Source organism: Brumicola blandensis, from assembly GCF_031846165.1.
Taxonomy (GTDB): Bacteria; Pseudomonadota; Gammaproteobacteria; order Enterobacterales; family Alteromonadaceae; genus Glaciecola; species Glaciecola blandensis.
On the sequence record NZ_JAVRIE010000002.1, the window covers coordinates 211,016 to 231,704 of the forward strand.

20 protein-coding genes and 3 pseudogenes are annotated in these 20,689 nt (G+C 41.9%); 14 read left to right on the plus strand and 9 right to left on the minus strand.

Translation table 11 applies throughout. From position 1 onward, the window contains the following. Positions 1 to 8 precede the first annotated feature (8 nt). Positions 9 to 164: a carboxymuconolactone decarboxylase family protein gene (locus tag RM544_RS06160; RefSeq protein ID WP_311360896.1), complete on the minus strand. Its 156-nt coding sequence runs from the start codon at positions 162 to 164 to the stop codon at positions 9 to 11. Between the two features lie 170 nt (positions 165 to 334). Between RM544_RS06160 and RM544_RS06165 the strand changes: the two are divergent. Together RM544_RS06165 and RM544_RS06170 are read left to right on the plus strand one after the other, a co-directional pair. Further along, positions 335 to 977: pseudogene (locus RM544_RS06165) on the plus strand (transposase); the annotation flags it as partial. A 330-nt stretch (positions 978 to 1,307) separates the two neighbouring features. Further along, entirely contained in the window at positions 1,308 to 1,769 is a 462-nt protein-coding gene (locus RM544_RS06170; protein WP_311360897.1) for a hypothetical protein, read from the plus strand. Between the two features lie 401 nt (positions 1,770 to 2,170). On the opposite strand, the pseudogene RM544_RS06175 reads toward RM544_RS06170, so the two are convergent. Beyond that, positions 2,171 to 2,383, minus strand: a pseudogene (locus RM544_RS06175) (ATPase, T2SS/T4P/T4SS family); the annotation flags it as partial. 73 nt (positions 2,384 to 2,456) lie between these two features. Between RM544_RS06175 and RM544_RS06180 the strand changes: the two are divergent. Together RM544_RS06180 and RM544_RS06185 are read left to right on the plus strand one after the other, a co-directional pair. Further along, positions 2,457 to 3,532, plus strand: a protein-coding gene (locus tag RM544_RS06180; RefSeq protein ID WP_311360899.1) for an IS3 family transposase whose coding sequence is annotated in 2 segments (ribosomal slippage) — positions 2,457 to 2,706 and positions 2,706 to 3,532 — 1,077 coding nt in all. Because the reading frame shifts where the segments join, the coding sequence is not laid out codon by codon here. A gap of 65 nt (positions 3,533 to 3,597) precedes the next feature. Beyond that, a pseudogene (locus RM544_RS06185) lies at positions 3,598 to 3,831 on the plus strand (RMD1 family protein); the annotation flags it as partial. 105 nt (positions 3,832 to 3,936) lie between these two features. Here the strand turns inward: RM544_RS06185 and RM544_RS06190 are convergent. Together RM544_RS06190 and RM544_RS06195 are read right to left on the minus strand one after the other, a co-directional pair. Continuing rightward, complete coding sequence (locus RM544_RS06190; RefSeq protein ID WP_311360900.1) at positions 3,937 to 4,485, minus strand: carboxymuconolactone decarboxylase family protein; 549 nt, start codon at positions 4,483 to 4,485, stop codon at positions 3,937 to 3,939. 105 nt (positions 4,486 to 4,590) lie between these two features. Then, the gene (locus RM544_RS06195; RefSeq protein WP_311360901.1) at positions 4,591 to 5,172 is read right to left on the minus strand and encodes a TetR/AcrR family transcriptional regulator; all 582 of its coding nucleotides are present in this window, start codon (positions 5,170 to 5,172) and stop codon (positions 4,591 to 4,593) included. 262 nt (positions 5,173 to 5,434) lie between these two features. Between RM544_RS06195 and RM544_RS06200 the strand changes: the two genes are divergently transcribed. The 6 genes from RM544_RS06200 (at position 5,435) to RM544_RS06225 (ending at position 10,662) form a co-directional block, all read left to right on the plus strand. Further along, positions 5,435 to 6,136, plus strand: a complete 702-nt coding sequence (locus tag RM544_RS06200) for a cupin domain-containing protein (protein ID WP_311360902.1) — start codon at positions 5,435 to 5,437, stop codon at positions 6,134 to 6,136. A gap of 9 nt (positions 6,137 to 6,145) precedes the next feature. Then, entirely contained in the window at positions 6,146 to 7,267 is a 1,122-nt protein-coding gene (locus RM544_RS06205) for a glutathione S-transferase family protein (RefSeq protein WP_311360903.1), read from the plus strand. Next, positions 7,257 to 7,865 (plus strand): DUF502 domain-containing protein, encoded by a 609-nt coding sequence (locus RM544_RS06210; RefSeq protein ID WP_311360904.1) that lies wholly within the window; start codon positions 7,257 to 7,259, stop codon positions 7,863 to 7,865. Before RM544_RS06205 ends, RM544_RS06210 begins: the two co-directional genes overlap by 11 nt. Positions 7,866 to 8,096: 231 nt before the next feature. Next, entirely contained in the window at positions 8,097 to 8,420 is a 324-nt protein-coding gene (locus RM544_RS06215) for a DUF3718 domain-containing protein (RefSeq protein ID WP_311360905.1), read from the plus strand. A 206-nt stretch (positions 8,421 to 8,626) separates the two neighbouring features. Continuing rightward, positions 8,627 to 9,838: a sensor histidine kinase gene (locus tag RM544_RS06220; protein WP_311360906.1), complete on the plus strand. Its 1,212-nt coding sequence runs from the start codon at positions 8,627 to 8,629 to the stop codon at positions 9,836 to 9,838. Beyond that, entirely contained in the window at positions 9,835 to 10,662 is an 828-nt protein-coding gene (locus RM544_RS06225; RefSeq protein WP_311360907.1) for a LytR/AlgR family response regulator transcription factor, read from the plus strand. Before RM544_RS06220 ends, RM544_RS06225 begins: the two co-directional genes overlap by 4 nt. Here RM544_RS06225 and RM544_RS06230 read toward each other — a convergent pair. Further along, positions 10,646 to 11,197 (minus strand): prepilin-type N-terminal cleavage/methylation domain-containing protein, encoded by a 552-nt coding sequence (locus tag RM544_RS06230; RefSeq protein WP_311360908.1) that lies wholly within the window; start codon positions 11,195 to 11,197, stop codon positions 10,646 to 10,648. The two genes, RM544_RS06225 and RM544_RS06230, sit on opposite strands and share 17 nt — an antisense overlap. Before the next feature lie 50 nt (positions 11,198 to 11,247). Continuing rightward, positions 11,248 to 12,282 carry an AraC family transcriptional regulator gene (locus RM544_RS06235; protein WP_311360909.1) on the minus strand — a complete coding sequence of 345 codons (1,035 nt, stop codon included), beginning with the start codon at positions 12,280 to 12,282 and terminating at the stop codon, positions 11,248 to 11,250. 176 nt (positions 12,283 to 12,458) lie between these two features. On the opposite strand from RM544_RS06235, the gene RM544_RS06240 reads away from it, so the two are divergent. From RM544_RS06240 to RM544_RS06255, 4 genes are all read left to right on the plus strand, one after another. Next, on the plus strand, positions 12,459 to 13,613 hold the full coding sequence (locus RM544_RS06240; protein ID WP_311360910.1) for an acyl-CoA dehydrogenase family protein: 1,155 nt from the start codon (positions 12,459 to 12,461) through the stop codon (positions 13,611 to 13,613). A 44-nt stretch (positions 13,614 to 13,657) separates the two neighbouring features. After that, on the plus strand, positions 13,658 to 14,656 hold the full coding sequence (locus RM544_RS06245) for an NAD(P)H-dependent flavin oxidoreductase (protein WP_311360911.1): 999 nt from the start codon (positions 13,658 to 13,660) through the stop codon (positions 14,654 to 14,656). A gap of 75 nt (positions 14,657 to 14,731) precedes the next feature. After that, entirely contained in the window at positions 14,732 to 15,601 is an 870-nt protein-coding gene (locus RM544_RS06250; protein WP_311360912.1) for a crotonase/enoyl-CoA hydratase family protein, read from the plus strand. A 28-nt stretch (positions 15,602 to 15,629) separates the two neighbouring features. Further along, positions 15,630 to 16,778, plus strand: a complete 1,149-nt coding sequence (locus RM544_RS06255; protein ID WP_311360913.1) for a DNA alkylation repair protein — start codon at positions 15,630 to 15,632, stop codon at positions 16,776 to 16,778. Here the strand turns inward: RM544_RS06255 and RM544_RS06260 are convergent. The 3 genes from RM544_RS06260 to RM544_RS06270 form a co-directional block, all read right to left on the minus strand. Beyond that, positions 16,775 to 17,692, minus strand: coding sequence for a DUF2167 domain-containing protein (locus RM544_RS06260; protein WP_311360914.1), 918 nt, complete (start codon positions 17,690 to 17,692; stop codon positions 16,775 to 16,777). The genes RM544_RS06255 and RM544_RS06260 overlap by 4 nt on opposite strands. A gap of 265 nt (positions 17,693 to 17,957) precedes the next feature. Beyond that, the gene (locus RM544_RS06265) at positions 17,958 to 18,563 is read right to left on the minus strand and encodes a redoxin domain-containing protein (protein ID WP_311360915.1); all 606 of its coding nucleotides are present in this window, start codon (positions 18,561 to 18,563) and stop codon (positions 17,958 to 17,960) included. Then, positions 18,553 to 20,688, minus strand: coding sequence for a protein-disulfide reductase DsbD family protein (locus RM544_RS06270; protein ID WP_311360916.1), 2,136 nt, complete (start codon positions 20,686 to 20,688; stop codon positions 18,553 to 18,555). Before RM544_RS06270 ends, RM544_RS06265 begins: the two co-directional genes overlap by 11 nt. Between the last annotated feature and the right edge of the window lies 1 nt (position 20,689).

Consider the following 20,689-nt stretch of genomic DNA (forward strand, 5'->3'; position numbering starts at 1 on the left):
TTTTAAAACTAGGCTGTCCAAGTATTTGGTTTGAACGCTTCATCCACCGGTGTTTCGGTAATGTGATTCGTGTAGTTGGACATGACTTTAAGGCTTGTGCCCAATACCACATTCAAGACGGTTTCTTGAGTGTAACATTCAGTCAATTGCGGTGAAGTTGACATGCCAGCCAGTAGGTTGCTGTTAATAATGTAATTTTGGAAAATTCAACAATCGCTTTTGTCAGCAATCATCAAGCTTCTTCAGATCAATATTATAACTTCGCTTTAGAGCGCCAAAAATGTATCACATTATTGCGGTCTTGGCCGAATATGGTCAGTTAGCCAATACCTCAGGTTTTTCCTTACACGCAGGGGTCTTCGCTAATACCGATGAGCCAGAAAAATTAGAAAGACTGTGCCGCTACATTAGCCGCCCAGCGATTAGCGAGCAACGTTTGAGCATAACCGACCATGGAAAAGTACGCTATGAATTGAAAACGCCTTATCGAGACGGTACAACCCACGTGTTCTTTGAACCTCTGGATTTTATTGGCAAGCTAGCCGCTCTGATTCCACCACCAAGACTTAACCTCACTCGATTCCGGTGACCGGCGCAGTTCGGCCTAATTCGCCCCTGACAGCAACCTTCGTGCGCAAGTCACTGCATCACAGCGAGGTAAAAATAGCCCTAAACTTATAAATAAAGAAGATAGCCAATCTGATAAGCCATACTATGCCAGAGGGATGACCTGGGCACAAAGGCTAAAACGGGTCTTCAACATAGACATTACTGAATGTGAGAAATGCCAAAAGCACAATGTAAGTATCATCGCTTGCATTATAGACGTTCTCGTTATTCAAAAAATATTGAAGCATTTAGATAAAAAGTACCCAACTTCTAAACAAACAAAACTGTTGCCACATTTGCGAGCGCCACCTGATGAACAATACGGAAACGATTTTACTATTCAACGTGACTTCACTTTTGGGGCGTAGGCTCTATTTACTGCTGCAAGAGTAAAGAATAACGCGAGTATATGGCGGGGCTATTCGCGGTTTAATTCTCCATTTTCTGTACCAAAGGCCTGTCTACGCATGAAATGCTAAACTAACACGCCATAAAACACTTCCGCAATTCGATATTTCAACAAACCAATCTAGTCAAAAAGTCAGCTGTCACAGGGGGTAGCAAATAGCTTTTATTTTTCTTATGCTCAGTTACTTATTCTCCAGCTTGAGTATTTTAAGGTATTGCTAACTGTATAAAAAACTTGTACGTATAATCATCGAATGGTAGCGTTTAGTTTTTTAGGGATAATTATGTTTATGAAAAATATAGTAAAGTCATTACTTTTAGGTTCGTTTTTACTCTTTTTATCTGCATGTGAAAATGAAAATTCTGTAACAAGTAATTCAAATGCTAACCTACCAGCAGCTAAAATTAATCAGGAAAATCTACTTCTAATAATGCAATCTATTAAAGATAATAAAAAACTCAGTGAATTTAATATACAAAGAGATTCTTGTATTGATAGAAATTGTAGACGACAAGCAAAGTATAGTTTCTTTGAAAATGCATTTACCGAACATGGGTTTTCGCATATAGATACCTTTAAAAGCTATATAGATCTGGTTAAGTCTGAATCTGAATTTTCTGAGTTATTTGGAGCATGGGGGCAAATATTTATGCCCACTTTTGAGTGCATCAGTAAAGACGAATGTAAGGCATGGCTTATTAATTCTGGTAAAATTACTGAATCAGAAATTACTAAAATGAATACCCAGTAATTTATTATTTATTTTTAAATACAAAACGATAATACATGGCCTTGATGTTCTGTTTGTCTGAGTATAATTCTTTTCAAAGCCGGCTTTACCGGCTAACAAAGCTTTGTTCATTACATTCTCGACTTATTGTTTATAACTAACTTTTAGAGCGGATGATGGGAGTGAAACGTTTTCCTTATCCTTAAAGTGGCTGGGTATGCGTCCACCTCATCTGATGCGGAAAAAGAGCAACTCAAGCTATTACTGCTCGCTTTTTTGTAATTGTTTAACACTCTCGAGGATTCAGTTCCAAGGACTATTAATATCAGACAGTAACGGACGCTATTTCCACAAATATCGCCACACACGCCTTTTCACAAGAAACAATCACAAGCTAAAGACAGTTGTTACGAGGGGAGCTTTTATTCATCGCTTATGCCCGACCCACTGAGAATCTGAATTTGAGCGATATCTGCTTGGCCATCAATAACTTTAACAATGGCATCCTGTACTAATGTGCGCATACCATCTTTCATTGCCTGATTCGTCAATTCTTCACTTGGCGCATTATTGTAGATCATCGAGCGCAGCGCCGGCGTCATAGACAATAATTCATGTACTCCAGTTCTGCCTTTGACCTATCCCCCTAAATTAAAACCATGAAATTGATGAGATTTCCAATTATTCTTAGATTGTGGAGATCTCAAAATGAAAAAACGTTACACCGAAGAACAAATCATTCGAGCGATTAAACAGCACGAAGCAGGAGCCAAAGTCGACGATATATGCCGTGATATGGGCGTATCTACAGGTACTTTTTACAATTGGCGGAGCAAATACGCTGGCTTAGAAGTGAACGAAGCCAAGCGGTTGAAAGAGCTGGAATCTGAGAACAATAAGCTTAAACGCTTGCTGGCTGAGAAGATGCTTGAGGTTGAAGCTATGAAGGATGTAGTTTCAAAAAAGTGGTAAAGCCTGCGGGAAAGAAGCGTATTTCTGCTCATTTAATTGAGCAGTTCAAACTGAGTGAGCGCAGCGCCTGTAGGCTTGCTGGAATAAGCAGAACGGCATTTAGATATATTATGAAACAAAAGGCTGATGGCGTTGTGCGAGCGCGGCTCAAGGCCCTCGCGACACAATATTCTCGTTACGGCTACTTGATGCTGCATGGTCTGCTAAAGAGCGAGGGCTTAGTGCAAAACAAAAAGCGCACTTATCGACTTTATACGGAAGAAGGGCTGCAAGTTCGAACAAAGAAACGCAAGAAGCTACAGCGACCGCGCCTGCCAATGGAGCTGCCGAACCGAGCAAATCAGCGTTGGTCGATGGACTTTGTTGCTGATCAGTTAAGTAGTGGTCGACGATTTATAGTGCTCAATATCGTTGATGACTTTACTCGAGAAATGGTCGGTCAGCTTGTTTCGGTTTCAATTAATGGTGCGATGGTAGCAAGATTCCTAAACCAGATTATGGAACAACGGGGTAAGCCTGATTCGGTTGTTTGTGACAATGGCACCGAATATACCAGCAAGGCAATGTTCTTCTGGAGTAAAGAAAGTGGCGTAAAGCTAAGTTTTATCCAACCAGGAAAACCGACTCAAAATGCCTTTGTTGAGAGCCTAAATGGTAAGTTTAGGAATGAATGTCTGAATCAACATTGGTTCAGAACTTTAGACGAGGCACGTTACGAAATTGAACTATGGCGAGAGCATTACAATAATGTTCGACCACATAGTTCTTTGAATTTTATGTCGCCTGTTGAGTTTGCAAAACAAGCAGCATAGTATGAAAAATCTCATCCGTGGATTGGTACTAATCTCGGGGATAGGTCACCCCGCCAGAGTTTTTCTGGGATTTTCCCGCGCTTGAGCATTACTATTTAAGTTTAGGTAAATACTTGGAGTTGAGTCAGCGAATTGAAATCTTGAATCTGAAGCTAGAAACCATTCAAGACTTGTTTGATATGTTGGCTGCAGAACAAAATCATAAACATTCGTCATTTCTCGAGTGGATTATTATCATCCTGATTGCCATTGAAATTGTGATTTTCTTTGGGGAGTATTTTCATATTCTTCCAAAGTAAGTGAATGTTTACATTCTTTAAAAGGCAATAAAAATAGCAACAATCACTCAGTAGTAAAAAGAGAGGTTTGCATAAAGCAAGCCTCTCCTCAGTTGTTTTTTAAAACTAGGCTGTCCAAGTATTTGGTTTGAACGCTTCATCCACCGGTGTTTCGGTAATGTGATTCGTGTAGTTGGACATGACTTTAAGGCTTGTGCCCAATACCACATTCAAGACGGTTTCTTGAGTGTAACCTGCCGCTAAAAGGGCAGCGACTTCTTTTTCACCTACCCAACCTCTTTTTTCATTTACCTGAGCAGAAAATATTCTTAATGCTTCAAGCTTAGGGTCAGCAATCGGTGAACCCGTTCTTAAGGCTTCGATAACATCAGCATCGACATTAGCCCCTTGAGAAATAGTTGTGTGTGCGGCCATACAATAGGTGCAACCATTCAGCCGGTTGTTAGTCATTAGGATGATTTGTCTTTCCGTTTCTGACAAATCAGTCTTATTAAAAATAGATGATAGCGTCATGTAACCTTCAGTCAATTGCGGTGACGTTGACATGCCAGCCAGTAGGTTAGGCACAAAACCATAGGCAGATTTTGCTGTTTTTAATAAAGGTGCGCTATCTGCCGGCGCCGATTTTTCATCATGAAAAGTAAAGTTGCTCATATTTGTTCTCCGTTAGTCAGTTAAAACTTGTTTGTACCGATTGGTTTAAACTGTAGTTTGTTTAAACCAATCGGTCAAGACATCAAAAGAAATATGATATAATAATTACTTAAGTAAGCGTTTCGCTTCGGTGGCGATAGCGTGTAAGGCAGTCTCGCTGAATACACCTCGCCCCAGAACTCTAATGGCGACGATCATTGCCATTAAAGCCTTCGCGGCATTTGCAGGATGAACACTTAACGAGACTTGCTTTCTGGCTTGAGCGACTTCAATCCCACGTTGAAAAAACTGTTCAAACTCCAAAAGACCTCGGTTTACAATTGTTCGCACCTCTTCCTCATGGAAAGGAAGTTCTGACGCGGTATTCACTAGGAAGCAGCCTTTCTTCTCTTTATCAGTGAGTGTTTCCGCAATCACTGCTTCAAAGCAACGATCAAACGATGCGAGTGGATCGTTCATCGCTTCTAACTCTGACAGGAACGCTCTTCTATGTTCAAGGTCGTATTTTAGCAAACCACGAGTGAAGAGCTTTAGCTTCCCGCCGAAAGCATTATATAAACTGCCTCGATTAATGCCGGTGGCACTCGTCAAATCATTGATAGATGAAGACGCATAGCCTTTAGACCAGAACACGCGCATGGCACGATCTACAATTTCGTTTTCATCAAAAGATTTTTCCCAAGGCATAATACACTCTCACGTTATTTTTGAAGAATATTAACAGTTTAAACCAGTCATAACAAACTAGCGTTTTCATATCACTTATTTCGTTTTAGACACTGACTCTTTGTTGACATTGTCACTACTGACCTATAGCCTACCTATCACGTGATAGGTTTCTTCATTCTCATTTTGAATACCCACATGTAGCTATGTTTATGACCTTGATGGGAATAAACTAAACTTCTTCAGTATGTAGTATAGACACTAACTTGGTAGGTAAAAAAGTATGGAAATCAGAGCAGACTTCAGTAAGCGCGAGGTAGTGCATAGTGAAACACTGGAATGGGTAGCCTCGCCAATGCCGGGAGTGGATCGTCGTGCTTTGGACCGAGTGGGTGACGAAGTTGCTCGAGCTACCAGCATTGTCCGATATGCCCCTAATAGTGAGTTCTCTCCACATGTGCATACTGGCGGAGAGGAATTTGTGGTACTTGAGGGCGTATTCCAAGACGAGCACGGTGACTTTCCAGCAGGCTCATACATTCGCAACCCTCCTCAATCCAGTCATAAACCCGGCTCTGATGATGGCTGTATTATTTTTGTGAAGTTGTGGCAGTTTCAAATGGATGACCGAACTCATGTTCGTTTGCAAATGAATGATCTGAGTGCCCAGCCAATCCATGTAAATAGTGACCTTATGCAAACTACGCTATATTCAGACGACCACGAAGAAGTTAGTTTGCTAAGCGCTGCCGCCAATACCGAAATATACATCGACAAACCCGGGGGAATTGAAATTCTTGTGTTAGAAGGGGACATGGTCGAACAAAATGATACGCTGGTGAAGAATAGCTGGCTTCGACTTCCCGTCGGTACAATCCTGAATGCACAAGCCGGTGAGTATGGTGTGAAATTTTGGATGAAAACAGGCAACTTAAGTGATGTTGAGGAGCAGATTAAACGTGTTAAGCTAGCAACAAAAAAATAAGGAAAAAATATGACCTCAGGATATAAGCTTTATGGAGCACCACTTTCGCTCTATACAGGTAAAGCGAGGTCGTATCTAACGTTTAAAAATATTCCATTCGAAGAAGTATTTTCGTCTCGCAAGGTATATAAAAATATCATCGAACCCAAAACGGGTGTGCGTTTCATTCCTGTCTTAGAGACGCCAGAGCATGACTTCGTGCAAGATACTGCCGTGATGATCGATTTGCTTGAGACGCGCTTTCCTGAGCGATCAATTATTCCAGACACTCCTAAACAAAAATTGGTATCAGCCATATTGGAAATGTGGGGTGATGAATGGTTACTTTTGCCTGCTATGCATTACCGCTGGAATCACGATAACTTCCCGTTTATTTACGAAGAGTTCGGAAAAATCGCGTTTCCACGCATGCCTGCTTTTATTCGAAGAATTGCGGGTAAAAAAATAGGCTCGATGTTTAAAGGCTTTGTACCTATGTTAGGGATAACACCAAAAAGCATTCCTGCTATAGAGCAGTGGTATGAGCAGGAGGTATTACCCTCGTTAGATGCGCATTTTGCGTTACACGACTACTTACTCGGTGCTCGCCCATGTGTCGGTGATTTTGGATTGATGGGGCCTTTATACGCGCATTTATACCGCGACCCAGCATCGGGTAGAATCATGCAAAAAATAGCACCAAACCTGGTTAAGTGGGTCGAACGCATGAATCAGGAAAATCTACCTTTAGGTGAGTGGCTCGCTGATGATGAAGTGCCAGACACATTACTTGCGATATTAACGCGACAGTTCAAGGAGTTTTGGCCGGTGCAGCTTAACTCAGCCAAAGAAACGCAAAAATGGATATTGAACAATCCAGAGCAACATGAGCTCCCTCGCAAAATTGGTGATCATGTGTTTTCACTAGGCGATGTCAGTGAAAGCCGAGCAATCCAGTCCTTTAGCCAATGGAAACTCCAGCGTGTCTTAGACCTATACAATGGTTTTAAGGCAGAGGAGCGTGCTCAAGTCGATAGCCTCTTACTCCAAATAGGTGGACTTGAGGCAATGCAAACGACCATTAAACACAGAGTAGCTAAAGAAAATAATAAATTAGTCTCGGAAAAGGGATCGCAAAGAAATGTTAAATGAACTTGCTAAATTAGTTGCCAAAGGTCTTCTCACCATCCTGCCTTTTGTGCTCACCATTTACCTTTTAGTTTGGATTGCCCTTGCTGCCGAAGGTTTGTTTTCGCCTTATATCCCTTCACAATACTATTTTCCGGGTCTGGGTGTGATTGTTGTACTGATTGTGTTGGCTTTCATTGGCATATTAGTCAACGCCTATGTAGTTAAGCTGATTATTGAACGCAGTAATGATTTACTTGAGCGAGTACCTGTGATCAAAACGCTATTTGGCGCAATTCAAGATGCGGTTCATCTCTTTCAAATCAAAAAAGAAACCAGCACCAAACGAGCGGTTTCTGTAGAGATGGCAGATGGGAGTCATGCCATTGGCTTTGTTACTAACGAGAGTGTTGCCAACATTGTGTTTCCCGGTCAAAACAAAATAGCCGTGTATTTGCCACTCAGCTACCAAATTGGTGGCTATACGATGTATATGGACCAAAGCAAAGTGGCCAATCTGGATATTGACGTTGAAACAGCCATGCGCATTGCGGTAACCGGTGGTAGCTCTCTTGATAAAAAAGGAGAGCCAAAAACGAAAGCGACTAAACAAAGTGAGTAAACAACTTACTAAGTAAATCAGCTTACCTTCACACTATCACAATATCAGTAGACCTTAGGTTCTAAGCTTTACAACTGGAATTTCATCGCGTGATTCAGTCACTCAGGTGACTTATCGAATTAAACCGTATTTTGTCGCAAATTTAACGACGACTATTCCTCTTTCGCATTTAATAAGACTATTGAAACGGCACAGGGCTGTTTCCATATCAGCTTACGAAAGGTGAATCCTATGTTGAATATCAAATGCTTATCTCTTTCTTTGTTCTTAGGTGCACTTGTTAGTGTATCGTCCATTGCACAGGCTAATCAGCTCTCACCGAGCTTAGAAAAAAAACTAGTAAAAGTATGTGAGGCCATCCAATCAAACAATCGATTTAAACTTCACCGTGCAATTAAAAACTCTGGCGTAGACAAACGCCAAATTGTGAAAGGCTTAGTTTGTAACGGAATGGATGGGGAAAGTTTTGCTCTATCGGTGAACGCTACAGTAACAGCAGAATTTCTGGCTTCGAATAAAAAGCCGAGTAAAGAGCAATTAGCTCGTAAAAGTTAGTGCATCAAATAACACTTGAGTAAACACAAGTGTACTCCCTAGCACATCGAGGGTCATTTCGGCCCTCGTTTTTATTTTTGTCGCATAAATCCGTCGTTCGTCTTTCAAACAGTCGACAATTGCCACCTAAATACTACACTATGAAAAAGCTGGGCTTAGATAAAACACGTGAACCACGCATTACTATATTAGGATTATAAATTGCAATGAGTAGTCAAATTGAACAAGCTTTACCCAATGATTCTCAGCTTCAGTTGAGCAATGACAGCTTGTTTTCGGACAACCACAAACCGTCTTTTTGGTTGTTGCACATTGCAGGTTGGATAGCATATGTCATTATTTTTTCTTTCGACAATATCCTATTTACTTATGAAACAGATGCGAGTTTTGGCATCATTCTTCCTCTAATCGGAAGCGCTGCGATTGCCTTTTTACTGACTTTACCTCTGCGCTACATTTACCGACGTTGTTGGCATCTCAATTCGGTTAAACTTATTATTCTTATCGTTGTGCTGAGTCTACTTGTTGCTTTAATCTGGACACCTGCTAAGAACTACACCATGTCTCTGTATTATGCTTTGGATGGTATGAGCAAGTTAGACAAAATTTTAGAAGGCGGAGATATTAATCCCTGGGGCATTTTGAGCTCACTTAGCTATGCATTCTTCATGATCTTGGTATGGAGTAGCATGTATTTTGGCATTAACTATCACTACCGCTTATTAGACGAAAAAAAGCTACACCTTGAAGCACTTCGTTTATCGCATCATGCCCAAATTAAGATGCTACGCTATCAAATTAATCCACACTTTTTATTCAATACGCTTAATGCAATATCCACCTTAGTGTTGCAGGGACAAAAGGAGAGAGCAAACGGGATGCTTGTTCGCCTATCGACCTTTCTGCGATTCTCGCTAGACAACGACCCTGAAAAGAAAATTGCACTTTACGATGAAATTAAAGCATTAATGATGTACCTGGAAATAGAAAAAACGCGTTTTGATGACCGTTTATCTATCAACATTCAAGTAGAACCAGAAGCTGAAATGTTAATGGTGCCAAGCTTATTGCTTCAGCCACTCATCGAGAATTCGATTAAATATGCGATTTCCAAAATGGAATCGGGTGGTGTGATTGGCATTCAAGCATACTGTGCGAAGGGTATGTTACACCTTTCGGTATCGGACAATGGACCTGGCGTGGCTGATTGTAAAACGCAGTCCAAAGTAAATGAAGGCGCTGCGGCACATAATGGCGTTGGTATTCAGAATATCCGAGACCGTTTAGCAGTACTTTACCCTCATAATCATATGTTCGACGTTGATTGTACTCAAGACCAAAGCAATGAGGGAGAGTTCGAAGAAAACACAGGGTCAGGCTTTAAAGTAAAAATTGCTATACCGATGGAGCGATCATGAACCAGAAAATCAAAGCGATGATAGTTGATGACGAGCCACTCGCCAGAGAGGGCTTGATCATGCGTCTGCAAACCAACGAGCATATCGACATTATTGCCTCATGTGCTTCAGCGAATGAAGCTAAGCTCACGATCGCTCAGCTTATGCCAGATGTCATTTTTCTAGATATCGAAATGCCAGGAATGTCAGGTATTGACCTCGCTCGATGGTTGCAAGCTAATGTTGAGGGTACATGCAAGATAGTGTTCGTTACTGCATATAGAGAATTTGCGCTAAATGCATTTGATTTTGAAGCGTTTGATTATTTGTTAAAGCCTTTTGCTGATGAGCGGCTAGAAGCATGCGTCGGACGCTTAATTAAATTGCAGCAGGAAGGTGAATTAGCCCAAAAGCACCGTGAATTAGATGAGTTAGTTGTGTCGAAGACGGGTAATTCTCTCAACGCATTCATGCAAAACCTGGAAACTGCAGTTCCTGGACGTGTCACTGAAATGCAAAAAACAATATCATTGAAAAGCGGTACAGAATGGTTACGAGTCAAACTAGATAGTATTTTTTGGATAGAAGCTGCGGGTGATTACATGTGTGTGCATACTCAAGAAGGTACACATATCATTCGAAAAACACTAAAGCAGTTTCAAGGTGAGCTAGATTCAATGTTATTTAAGCAAGTGAATCGCTCCGCCATTATCAATACAGCTAAGTTAAGTAAACTGACACCAAACTCTAATGGTGAGTATATGGCACTGTTAAGCTCAGGTGATAGCGTAAAAGTCAGTAGAAAGTTTAAGCTTCTTTTTGATGAGCTTAGCAACCACTCGTAATCAGTGTGATGTCAGGGATGCCAGTGCTTGTTTGGTCATAACGGACATAACAATTTGTGGGCGTCACCGCAGTGTTGTTTATATATTGGCCTTTTCTTCCGCCAATATCTGCTGTTGTAATTACAAATGCACCGTTGTAGAAAGTTGACCATGTCCACTCTTCGGATACTGATGAATCCATGGCTTTCACAATGCCATCACCGCGAGATCGACTTGGTATTCCATAATGTGTATTAATGTCACCGACCCCGTCACCATCTAAATCCACATAAGGTGCTGGTGTTGCATTGAATGGAATCTTTTCTAAACCTTGTAAAACAGCTTTTGAATAAACCAAGTTCGACGCTGATAGCATGGCTGATTTCATGCCCTCTAAACTCGCTATTTTTCCATCTTCGTTTAAATCCAGAAAACGCGGCACAGCAACCACAGTCAAGATTCCTAGTATAACGATTACTATAATAAGCTCTATCAGTGTAAATCCCTGTTGAAAAGGGTTTTTAGTCGTGTTTGATGTGCGTCGAATGTGCTGCATTTGCCCTCCAAGGCCCTTTCGTTTTTGCAATATTACTGTTTTATGTGTTTTTAACGATAGTTTCGGTAAGTGCTTGGCGACACACCTGTCCACTGCTTAAATGCACGAGAAAATGTAGCAAGTTCAGTGAAACCAACTGCCAAACCTATCTGTGCAATGGTTAAACTTCCTTGCTTAAACAGATTGATAGCTCTGTCTCTTCGCATATTATCTTTGAGTTGTTGAAACTTACTCCCTTCAGCGACGAGTTTACGACGTAAGGTTCTCTCGGTCATATTCAGCGTAGACGCTACGCTATCCAACTGAGTCTCCCTATCTGATTTCGCGCTTTCTAATATGCGAATAACTTTGGCGCTGTATGTGTCGTAGTAAGACTGTTTTTTGAACCATTGTAGGGGACTCTCTTTAAGGTATTTATCTAAGGCTTCCTTATTGCGTATAACCGGAAGCTGCAAATACTCGCTGTCGAATACCAATGCATTCTTTTCACTCATAAATTCGCACCGACACGGAAACATTAATCGGTATTCTTGGAAGTGCTCAGGTTTTGTGTGCGTCACGGCCACTTTGTTCAAGGCTATAAATTCAGCGACAAGCCAACTACTAAAACGATGAAAAATTAATAGTAACAACTCAGTTAGTAGGCTTTGAGGTGTTGTATCTTTTCTTTTTTGGGTAAAGTTTGGCTCAAGGTAGCAAAATACCCTGCCCCCTTGCTTTTCTATAGTGAGTAAGAGTTGATCTCCGCAGAGTCTGTAGAACTTTGCTGCATAGATCAAAACGTCCCCAAGGGTTTTGCATTGAATTAAGCGCTCGGCTAATAAAGCAAACATACCCAGTTTCATCGTTTGTTCAGTCAATCCTAAAAACTCGTCACCCGTTGCTAGCCAACAGCGTTTGACTATGCTGGCTAATTGGTCTGGTGTTATTCGCCGCTTTTCTTGTTCAATAACAGCATAGGACAGTCCTGCACCAGCTAGCACGAAACGAGTATCAGCCCCTAGGTTATGAGCATTTTTAACGTGTGTACGAGCAAAGTAGCTAGCAATCGTATGGTGATAAGATGGATTATGTTCTGTCTTCAAGTTTGTCCGCTTATAACAACTAAATCACTTAATTCAGCTTTTTTTATACTTTACCTGACACTTTTGTGTCCGTTTATGTAAAAAGTTTGGCTGAATCCATCATTGCCTGTGGTGGTTGTTATGTCAATAATTGAATGATGTGTTACCCCACTAATATTTAGCAACTGAGGTTTACTATGTCTTCGCATGTCGATGTCCAGAATGAAGAAATTGAAATGTTCCGTGATATGGTTTTACGCTTTTTAGAGCAGGAAGTGACTCCTCACTATGAAGAGTGGGAAAAGAACCATCACATGCCTCGAGAAATGTGGAATACCATGGGCAATGCGGGCATGTTGTTAGTCGATTTTGATGAAAAATACGGTGCTGCAGGTGCAAGTTTCGAAGTATGCCAGATGATTCAGGAAGAAATGTGCAGAATGAATTTTCATTCCCTAGCAACGGGATATAACATTCATGCAAATATAGTCGCTCCATATATTTTAAACATTGGCACCCAGCAACAGTGCGATAGATGGTTACCAGGAATGGCGAGCGGTGAAGTTCTGACTGCGCTAGCAATGACTGAACCCGGCGCAGGAAGCGATGTGGCCGGCATGCGCACGAATGCAGTTAAAGATGGTGACGACTATATTCTAAATGGCTCGAAAACATTTATTACTAATGGCAATAGCGCAGATATGATCATTGTTTGCGCTAAGACTGACCCTAGCCTTGGTGCTAAAGGTATTTCGTTATTTCTTGTGGATACCAGTTTGCCGGGCTTTTCAACGGGCAAGCCTATTGAAAAAATTGGTCAACATAGTAGTGACACTGGCGAATTGTTTTTTGAGAATATGCGAATTCCTGCCGACTCGCTGCTTGGCGAAGAGGGCCAAGGCTTTGTGTACTTAATGCGAGAGCTTCCTCGAGAACGTTTAGGGTGTGCGGTGCAAGCGATTGGACATGCACAAGGGGCCTTGGATATTACTTGCGAGTACGTCAAAGAGCGTAAAGCTTTTGGTCAAACGGTATCTCAATTTCAAAATACCCGTTTTAAGTTAGCTCAATGCCAAACTGACTTAGAATTAAGTCGCGCTTTGTTAGAAAAGCACATGGATAAATACAAACGTGATGAGATGACCGTGATTGATGCTGCTATGCTCAAATTAGCTGCTACTGAAATGCAAGTTAATACTGTGAATGAGTGTCTGCAGTTATTTGGGGGCTATGGTTATACCGACGAGTATCCAATTTCTCGTTTTTATCGCGATGCGCGAGTGCAAACTATTTATGCCGGGAGCTCTGAAATTATGAAAGAAGTCATCGCCCGCGGAATACTTGGGCGATAAAGTCGCCCCTCTGCTAATTGATCACTACCTTTTCTGGAGAAACAATGTCTATACCTGTTGAGTTTACAGATCGCTTGAGCATTCCTTTGATTGCTTCACCTATGTTCATTGCAAGTGGTATTAACCTTGTAGTTGAATGTTGCAAAGCAGGCATAGTAGGAACCTTCCCAGCATTAAACCAACGAACCAGTGAAGGCTTTGAAAGTTGGTTAATTGAGATAAACGCTAAATTGGCAAAATGGGAACAACAAAGCGGCAAAAAAGCAGCGCCTTTTGGTGTTAACCTTATTGTGCATAAGAGCAATCCTCGCTGGCAAGCTGATTTAGCACTATGCGTAAAGTACAAAGTGCCCTTAATTATTACCTCTTTAGGTGCTGTCGCTGATCTAGTAAAGGAGGTACATGCGTACGGTGGTCTAGTTTTCCATGACGTAGTGAACGCACGGCACGGACAAAAAGCTGCAGCGGCCGGCGTAGATGGCATTATTGCTGTATGTAACGGTGCCGGTGGGCATGCAGGTTCAACAAATCCTTTTGCCTTGGTCACAGAGTTACGACAATTTTTTGATAAAACAATCCTTTTAGCTGGCAGTTTATCGCATGGTAAAGATATCGCTTCGGCGCAAATGATGGGTGCTGATATGGCATATATGGGCACGCGTTTTTTAGCGACAAGTGAGGCGAACATTGATCGTGAATATCAAGATATGATTTTAGATAGCAATGCAAGTGACATCGTATATACACCGAAAATATCAGGCGTGAATGCGAGTTTTATTCGGCAAAGTATTGTAGATGCCGGTATTGATCCAAATGATCTCAGTCCAAAAGCAGAACTAGATTTTGGTGCCGAACTTGATATGAATGCTAAACCTAACAAAGACGACAAAAAGGCGTGGCGCGATATTTGGTCGGCAGGGCAGGGAGTAGGTTCAATCGACGAAATTAAAAGTACGTTGGAATTGGTGAGTCAATTGATTGGTGAATATCATGAAGCCACAGAGAAATACAATCGTTCATATAAGAACACTTTCGCAAAGTAGTCTACCTTTGATGTGTGGGGGGCAGACTATTGCGGTCAAATATAGTAAATATTTCAGCCATAATTGAGGCAAACCATGCAATACAATACGATCGAATACACAGTAAAAGACTTAATATTAACCCTTAGCCTAAACCGTCCAGAGCAAATGAATGCATTTACGGTTGAAATGGCGAATGAACTGATTCATGCGTTTAATCGAGCAAGTGATGACGATGAAGTGAGTGCCATTGTGGTAACCGGAAACGGACGGGCTTTTTGTGCCGGAATGGATCTTACTCGAGAAGGGAATGTTTTTGGTCTGGATGAAAGCCAGCAACCTTCGCTAGACGATATGCAGCAAAGCGATAGACTCGATGGTGTTTCTGATACCGGTGGTACGGTCAATCTAGCCATATTTGAGTGTAAAAAACCTGTCATTGCGGCCATCAATGGCGCGGCAGTGGGTGTGGGAGCAACGATGCTTGCAGCAATGGATATACGCTTGGCATCAGAAAAGGCAAAAATTGGTTTTGTGTTTGAAAAAATTGGTATCACGCCTGAAGCATGTTCAAGCTGGTTTCTACCTCGTATCGTTGGCATAAGTCAGGCACTTGAGTGGGTTTATACAGGTGAAATATTTGATGCGGAAACTGCTAAAGCGACTGGGTTCGTTCGCTCAGTGCATGCATCAGATGAATTATTAGACGCGGCATACGAGTTGGCCCAAAAAATTGCCAATAAATCACAGGTCAGTATTACTTTAGCAAGGCAGATGATGCAACGACTGTCAGCAATGCCGCACCCTAGAGACGCTCATAATATTGACTCACTCGCCATTTTCTATGCAAGCCAAACTGATGGAAAAGAAGGTGTGAAGTCCTTTTTGGAGAAACGAGAGCCTCGTTTTACTTCAAAATCGTCTACAGATATGCCTAGCTTTTATCCTTGGTGGGATGTTAAATAAGGATTCTCTAATTTTTAGTGGACAATAAATGCCTGAGGCGTTCAAGAATAAATTTAATCTAGATTCAGTTCGCCACATGGGCGAGTGCCTTGCTGCCCACGATGAGTATTTTCAATTGGATAGTTTTATTGCTGCCGCTACCAAAGGTATTGACTCTCTCGAGTTACTTCAGCGGTCTGATCAGATTTGTGAAGCCATGGGCAGCCATCTTCCACTGGACTACAAGCTTGCGATTAAAATTATTCTAGCTAGTTTGTCGCCAGTTTCTCTCAACCAGAATACAGATAGTATTATTGGGGCTGGTATCTCGGGTTGGTCGATTCTACCAATTAATCGTTTTGTCGGGTTAAATGGCCTTGAGCACTTTGACGATTCAATGCGTTTACTGAAAGAGGCAACAAAACGCTTTTCATCGGAATTTGGTATTCGATACTTTCTCCTTCATGATGAAGAAGCATGTTTAAGGCAGTTAACAGAATGGACGAGTGATGAAAATTATCATGTACGCCGACTCGTCTCTGAAGGTAGCCGCCCGCGTTTGCCATGGGCAATGCAATTACCGTCCTTTATCAAAGACCCACGCCCTGTTGTGAGGATATTGGAACTGCTGAAAGATGATCCAGAAGAGTATGTGAGGCGTTCAGTTGCCAACAATCTCAATGACATAGCAAAAGATCATCCAGACTATGTCGCGGAGATTGCTGAAAAGTGGTTGGTTGACGCCGATCCAAATCGAACAAGACTAGTGAAACATGCGTGTCGTACCTTATTAAAACAAGGACATACAAAGGTGATGAATGCCTTTGGTTTTGCTCCCGTTGATACACGAGATACATCAATAAGTATTGATACGAGTAAAGTAAGAATGGGCGAGGAAGTGACTTTTACTTTTAGCTTAAATGCTGCAAGGTTAGGCATCAAAGCTGCGAAAACCACTAGAAAGCTCATGATTGATTATGTTGTTCATCATCGAAAAGCAAACGGCAAGACCATGCCTAAAGTGTTTAAATGGAAGAACCTAAACCAAAGAAACGGTGAAGCATTAAGTTTCACGAAAGCACACAGTTTTAAAGCGGTGACCACCCGAGTTTATTACCCGGGTGAACACTTTATTGAAGTGATGGTAAACGGTGTATCAGCAGGTAAAATCAGTTTTGAGCTTACTGCTGCCAATTAGTCCTTGTTTTCCTGTTTGCTTTTACGTGAGAAAAGACCTTTGAGCAAAGCACCGATGCCAATGACGATGAAGACACCAAACTTTTTCAAGAATATGACCAGCATGGCTAGGAAGCCGGTTTTAGCTAATACTTTGCCTGTTATCAATGCACCCAAACCATACGCGGCATAGTTGTCTGTATCGGAATTAAAATCAGCATACTGATTACCCGTTTCAAAGTTAGCAATTTCTAACACTTCTGGTAAAACGGCATCAATTTCTGCTTTTTGCTCCATGCCAGCGATAAAGCTTAAAACGAGGACTCCGCGGCGTCCCAGCACTCGAATATCGTAGTTGAGCGTGTTTTGCTCATAACCGCCAAACTTAAGTTCTTTTGCCCAGTGCAGTTTGTGAGCTTGCTTATCGTAATATGGCTGACTTGCCCAGCCTATTAATTCAATGGTTTCATAACCCTGTTCAACTCGGTTTTTACTCGCTTCTAAGGTGTCTGATTGCATCTCGCTAAGCAATTCTGAATAATCGATTTCTTCCGCTTCTTCATCTGAAACGTAGCCATCTTCTTGATATTCGATAGTCACGGCCCAAGCATTACTATCAAAAGGCGTCACGCCAGCGGGCATCAACATTCCTAGTACATTGCTACCTGGCATGTTTCCCCATGCATCCACTAGAACAGATTCTGCGTCTTTGGCATTAAGAAAAATATAGTTGTCTGGCACATCTAACACAACATTCGCGGCGTCTATTCTAATAGTGCCTTGCGCTTGGTCCATAGCCTGCCAAAAATCAATTAAGGCTTGCGCTTCGTCGACGCTTGCTGCCTGGCTTTGGGCATCATCAATTGTTTGTGCATTAACGCCTACTGTAAAAAGCATGGCGCACGCAAGCAGTGAGGTAAGTGATAAGTATCTCATGTTCATTCCTTTGTATTGTATTTTCCTAAATAACGATGCAGTGCTTAACTAACATTAAAACCCTACTTCGAATAAGGTTACTGTAGCACTTGGGTACAGAGATTTATAGCGTGAATAACAATCGAATGAATTTTGTATCGTTCAGCTTGAAATATCTCGACAATACCCAGCTGTGATGAGTTTTTCTTGGTTTCAGCGTCTTCAATAGCAAGTGCGGCTGCATCAATCGAGCAGCCGCATGCTTTGCTTTAGTATTTGTATTAATTTAGCTTTTGTATTTAATTGAACAACCATATGGAGGTGTGAGTATTTTTTCAGGTGATTTTCCTGAGTTTAGAGCGTCCATACTTGCATTGACATAGTTGACTGCTTTGGGAATGTCCGCGGGGTTTGCCGACTTAATACTATCGATAGCGCCGGCATATCGTAACTCGCCTTCTGGATCGATGATATACATATGCGGTGTCGTTTTAGCGGCATACATTTTACCCACATCACCTTCTGGATCGAAAAGAACATGTGTGGGGGCAGCATTTCTATCAGCGCTTAACTGATTAGCCTCATCTGCGCTTACATAGCCTTGTTTGCCAGGTGCTGAAGAGATAATGGATAACCAAACTACATCTTCGTCAGTATATTTCTTCTGTAGTGATTGCATATTATCACTGCCGTAGTGTTTAACAACATAGGGACATTGATGGTTAGTCCATTCTAGGATGACATATTTACCTTTGTAGTTTGATAGGCTAACTGCCTCACCTTGGCTATTTTGCAGCGTAAAAGTAGGCGCAGCATCTTCAATTTTCGCTGCATTGACATTGGCACTTAATACCAGCGCTAATCCGATTGATATTATACGTTTAATAGACATTTGAAAGTTCCTCTTGGGCTTGTTTAAGGGCATTTACAACGATACCAGGGCTTAACATTTGGGGTAAAACTGTATACGAATTTGTTCCTGCATAGACCACATACAATGGAACGCCAGCTCTTTCATAGCGTTTAAGATAGTTTAGGATCTCATCATTCTTGTTTGTCCAATCACCTACCATGTAAGTGACATTATCTTCTGTTAATGCTGAGCTAACCGCTTGGGTGTTCAGTGCAACTTGTTCATTCACTTTGCAGGTAATACACCAATCGGCTGTCATATTCACTAGTACGACTTTTTGTTCAGCTTTAAGTTGCTCTAGCGTGTCAGCGTTGAAATCGATTGAGTTTTGCGGCAGTACATCGGTCACTTTAGCTGTTGTGGCCGTTAATACGGTGCTTGCCGGTGTCAGTGGAAGTGCAACAAGCAATATCATTAATGCGCAATATAACCACGGCAGGCGAGTTTTTGTCATCAACCAAGCAAATAGGGCAAAGAGAATGAGTGATAGAAGCAAGATAAACTGAGCTTCTGTACCTTGTTGGCTGGCAAAGACCCATGCTAACCATGCAACAGTAAAAAACATTGGGAAGGCCAAGAAATGCTTAAACGTGACCATCCAATTGCCTGGTTTTGGAAAGTAGTTGCGTAACCTTTCTGACGCGAATAACAAGGTGAGTGGCAAAGCGAAACCGATAGCAAGTGCATTGAAAATTAACACAGTCACATAAGGCTCACTGACCAGTGCAACGCCCAGCGCGGCTGCCATGAAAGGAGCAGTGCAAGGGGAAGCGACGATAACGGCGAGCACGCCAGTGAAAAAATGACTTTGAGCATTGTTTCCTGCCACCAGGCCATTACCAAATCCAGCCATTCGGGTACCGATAGTGAAAAGATCAAGCAGTACTAGTGCAATAAACGTAAACAAGAAGGCCAGTAACCATATTACTAAGGGTGATTGCATGTGAAAGCCCCAACCCAATTGCTCGCCGCCTTGTTGGAGTAAAATAATCAGAATAGCAAAGGCATTAAAACTGACGACTACACCCAGGAAATAAGCACTTTTTTGAAGTAGGCCGGTGTGCTCTTGTTGCATAGCTAGGGCTTTGATAGACAAAATGGGTAACACACAGGGCATCACATTTAGGATGAGTCCACCAAGAAAAGCGAAACCTAAGATACCCAATAAGGCAATACCACTTAGCGTGGCAGCTTCACTAAGCTGAGTGTTTGGCTCGCTGTTCAGATAATACGCTTTCTCACCTTGCTTGACTAAGAATCGTAATGTGTTTGATTCCTCTGTCATACTTGATGGATCAAAGTATGCGGAGCGCTTCAATAGCACGCTGACAGCATTGTTGGTCACGATTTGTTGCTGTTGTGCCGCATGATCAATAAGGTCGTTTCGCTCTGGAAAGACTTCCCAAGGGGCGTCGTTTAGCGTATTCAAGCTATTTATATCTGCGAGTGAAAACTTGATAGCAATAGTGTCTTCGTTTATTTCATAGTGACTACTTAGTTCAATTTCGGAGGGGAGTGTGGTCCTTGTTTTTTCAAAAAGTGGAGCGTCAGGTGTCTTGTTGGTTTGAGTGTCAACGGGCAATTGCAGGTGCAATGTTGCCCAACCCGGAATGCAATCCTCTTTACAAACCAGCCAAGAGAGAGCCGCGCTGATCTTGACGCTGTCGTGCGCTCGCAAGGAGTCTGTGCTGTTGATTGGTACGATCAGTAAATGTTGGCCGCTATAGCCATAATTGACCAAATGCGCGACAGGAATTGCGCTTGGTGTTGGCCATTGAATGTCGCCAAAGCTGAGTGTTTCTGTATTTTCAGACCAAGTCACTTTAGGCGGCTCACCGCTATCGCCAGGATTTAGCCAATAGGTATGCCACTCAGGGTCCGGTTGAACTTCGATCGCCAAGTACTGCTGAGTATTTGGCACGAGCGCTTGGTCTTCACTTAACAAAGCGACGCGAATGTGAGGTCCTGTTGCTCTTGATTCTGCCAATGGCTGCTCGTCTGTATTCTCGACAGAAGCATCTTGCGCTTGGCTGCAAAAAGTGAAAAATGTAAAACAACAAAACAGAAATATTCTGTGTATTCCTAAGTACTTTTTAAGACTCATG